Origin of the sequence: Clostridium sp. (assembly GCF_021372645.1) — a bacterium.
In the GTDB taxonomy this organism is placed as follows: domain Bacteria; phylum Bacillota; class Clostridia; order Clostridiales; family Clostridiaceae; genus Clostridium.
The window spans coordinates 1-3,730 of sequence record NZ_JAJFUC010000084.1; the positions used below are offsets into that span (position 1 = coordinate 1).

3 protein-coding genes are annotated in these 3,730 nt (G+C 25.9%); all 3 read left to right on the forward strand.

Annotated features, from left to right (window positions below; all coding sequences use genetic code 11):
• Positions 1-7: 7 nt before the first annotated feature.
• The 3 genes from LLF98_RS12740 to LLF98_RS12750 all read left to right on the forward strand — a co-directional run bounded on the left by LLF98_RS12740 (position 8) and on the right by LLF98_RS12750 (position 3,207).
• Positions 8-163, forward strand: coding sequence for a zinc-ribbon domain-containing protein (locus LLF98_RS12740; protein ID WP_158337274.1), 156 nt, complete (start codon positions 8-10; stop codon positions 161-163).
• A gap of 259 nt (positions 164-422) precedes the next feature.
• Positions 423-1,190, forward strand: a complete 768-nt coding sequence (locus tag LLF98_RS12745; protein ID WP_291704165.1) for an ABC transporter ATP-binding protein — start codon at positions 423-425, stop codon at positions 1,188-1,190.
• Positions 1,180-3,207 carry an ABC transporter permease gene (locus LLF98_RS12750; protein WP_291704167.1) on the forward strand — a complete coding sequence of 676 codons (2,028 nt, stop codon included), beginning with the start codon at positions 1,180-1,182 and terminating at the stop codon, positions 3,205-3,207. Before LLF98_RS12745 ends, LLF98_RS12750 begins: the two co-directional genes overlap by 11 nt.
• The last annotated feature ends 523 nt before the right edge of the window (positions 3,208-3,730 follow it).

The following is a 3,730-nucleotide window of genomic DNA, read 5'->3' on the forward strand; positions in this document are numbered from 1 at the left end:
TTTAATAATGGAAGATAAAACTTTAGTATGTAAAGATTGCGGAAATGAATTTGTATTCACAACTGGAGAACAAGAATTCTACAAAGAAAAAGGATTTGAAAACGAACCAGTAAGATGTCCTGATTGTAGAAGAGCTAGAAAACAACAAAATAACAGAAGATAGTTTGTTTATTTCAAGAGTTATAATATTTATATTATAACTCTTTTTTGCGTATAAACTTAGGATATGAAATAGGCAAATGGACTTGTTATTTTTTTAATTGTGCCTAAAATACTACCTCTCTCTACATTGTTATCTTACAATAATGTAAGATGATTGAAAGATACTTCAATATGAGAAAAAAACAAAGGGGTTTAGAATATAGTCATAGGCTTAAATAAGCCTATTAATTAAAACATATATGTAATCAGGAGGAAAGTTTATGGAAAATATATTAAATGTACAAAATGTAGAGAAGTATTATGGAAATAAAGAAAATGTGACAAAGGCACTTGATAATATAAGCTTTAAGGTTGAAAAAGGTGAATTTGTTGGGATAATGGGGCCATCAGGAAGTGGGAAGACAACTCTCTTAAATTGTATATCAACAATAGATAATGTTACAACAGGAGCTATTGAAATTGATTCGGACGATATTACAAGATTAAAAAACAAGAAATTAGAAAAATTCAGAAGAGATAAATTAGGATTTATATTTCAAGATTTTAATTTGCTAGATACATTAACAGCTTATGAGAATATTGCATTGGCACTAACTATCGCAGGCAAAAAAGGTATCGAAGTTGATGAATTAGTTAAAAAATCAACTAAAAGTTTAGAAATATATGATGTCTTAAATAAATATCCATATCAAATATCTGGAGGACAAAAACAAAGAGTTGCGGCAGCTAGGGCAATAGTTAATAATCCAAAACTTATTTTAGCAGATGAACCAACTGGTGCTCTCGATTCAAAATCAGCTAAATTGCTTTTAAATTCTATTGAAAAATTAAATAAAGAATTAGAAGCAACTATTTTAATGGTAACCCATGATGCTTTTACTGCAAGTTATGCTCACAGAATATTGTTCATAAAGGATGGTAAGATTTTCAATGAATTAGTCAGAGGCGAAGACTCTAGAAAAGAATTTTTCAATAAGATAATAGATATTGTTACACTTCTTGGAGGTGACTCTAAAGATGTATTCTAAAATAGCAATAAACAATGTAAAAAAAAGTTTTAAAGATTATACTATTTATTTTTTAACGTTAACATTTGCAGTATGTATATTTTACAGTTTCAATTCCATTGATTCACAATCTGTAATGGTTGATATGAATAAGGGGCAAACTGAATATGTTAAAATTATGGGACAGATGATTTCTGTTATATCAATTGGTGTATCCGTAATTTTGGGTGGACTTATAATATATGCAACTAAATTTTTGATTAATAGAAGGAAAAAAGAATTTGGAATATACATGGTATTAGGTATGAGCAAAAGGAAAATGTCAAAAATATTATTTTTTGAAACTTTATATATAGGAATAATATCATTAATTGCAGGACTTTTACTTGGAATGTTATTTGCACAAGTGCTATCAATATTTACGGCTAAACTTTTTGCTGTGCAAATGACTAAATATAGTTTTGTTATTTCAACTAGTGCAATTCTAAAAACAATTTTATATTTTGGAATAATGTATTTATTAGTTATGATATTTAATGTGGTTATTGTTTCACGATACAAATTAATTGATTTATTGTCTGCGAGTAAGAAGAATGAAAAAGTAAAGATCAAAAATCCTTATTTAGCAACAGTTATCCTAAGTGTTTCATTAATTACATTAGGATATGCTTACTATTTAATAAATAAGGCTGGACTTAATTTTTATGATAATAAATTCAAAATATCAATAGCACTTGGAGTTGTGGGAACAGCACTTTTCTTTTATGGTATTGCATCAGTTATGTTTTTTATACTTCAAAAGAATAAAAATTTATATTTAAACGGATTAAATATATTTAGTATAAGACAAATTTCAAGTAAGTTTAATACTAATTTTATTTCAATGACAATGATTTCTTTGATGTTATTTGTGACAATAGGAACTCTATCAACTGGTCTTAGTATAAAAAATTATCTAGAAGGAACATTAAAAAACCAAACACCCTTTGATGCATCTATACAAGTATTTGATAAGGAAAACAATAATGTTCTTTCATCAGTTGATACATTAAAACAGTTGAATTATGATTTAGACAATAGTTCAAACTACGTTATACTTAATCAATATAATTATGATATGAGCACTAAAGATTTATTGGAAAAGTATGCAACAACTGATGATCAAAAACAAATATTAGACATTAGAGTTTTCGAAAAATTAAGTATGATTAAGTTATCTCAGTACAATGAAATGAGAAAGTTAAAGGGAGAATCAAGTATAAATTTAGGAAATGATGAAATATTAATATCTTCAAATTATGAACCATTAAAAGAAATATTAAACAGATTTCTTTTAAAAGAGAATTCAATAAAAATAGGAGATAAAGAATTTAAAATAAAAGAAAAGAAAATTGAAACTGAAGCTATTTCAACATCACCTTCAAGTGACAGCCTGTTTAATTTAATTGTATCAGATGATTTAGTGGAAGGGCTTGAACCATGTGAAGAATTTTTAAATTTGAATTTTAAAGGTAGTAATAAGGAAGAGGCTAAAAAAGAGTTAACAACTATATTTTACAAATTTACAAATGATAATAGTGAATATGAAAAATTAAATTATATGATTTATGGTCAAACTAGAGAAATGGCATATGATGCAAATAGAGGATTATCTGCAATAATATTGTTTATTGCTGTATATTTGGGCATAGTATTCTTATTATCAAGTGCAGCAGTGCTTGCACTTCAACAGTTATCGCAATGTAATGAATCAATAGAAAGATATAAATCTTTAAGAAAAATTGGTGCAACAAAAAGTATGATTAACAAAAGTATATTTAATCAAGTAATAATATTTTTCATATTGCCTTTAGCAGTTTCAATAGTTCACTCATATGTAGGGATTAATGTGGTAAATAAATATTTAATGGCTTTAGGTTCAGGAGATCAATTAAAGTCAATATTAGTAACAGCGTTAATAATGCTCATTGTTTATGGTGGATATTTCTATGCAACATATGCAGCTTATAAAAATATAGCTAATAATGAATATAAGTAAGCATCCGAATTTTATATTTGGCTATGTTACTAATTGAGGGGCTGTCGAACTAATTATTTAGTGCGACAGCCCCGTGCTTTTTCATTTTAATGAAACTATAATGTGGCATTAAAGGTACTTTAAACAGTATTATACATATAACTTGCTAAGTTCTTAAGCGTATAAATGCTTTTATTATACAATCTGAATTTTAATTATTTGTATCAGAATTCTAATGTAAATACATAATATATATATATATATATATAATAATATAAATTTATTTATTTAAATATTGTACATTATATATTATATATGCTTTTTAAGGCACATGAAAATAAATAATAAGTCCAAAGTTGCCATAAATATTTTTAATTTTTGATTGTGCCTAAATTTAAACACTAGGAGGCAGACAACAGTTGAAAAAAGTTTATAAAAATTTATAAATATATATTTATTTTTAATACAGTTTATTGCATAATAATTTCAAGGAGTGATTAACTTGAAATATTATTCAATAGGAGAATTTGCAGAACTTATAGGT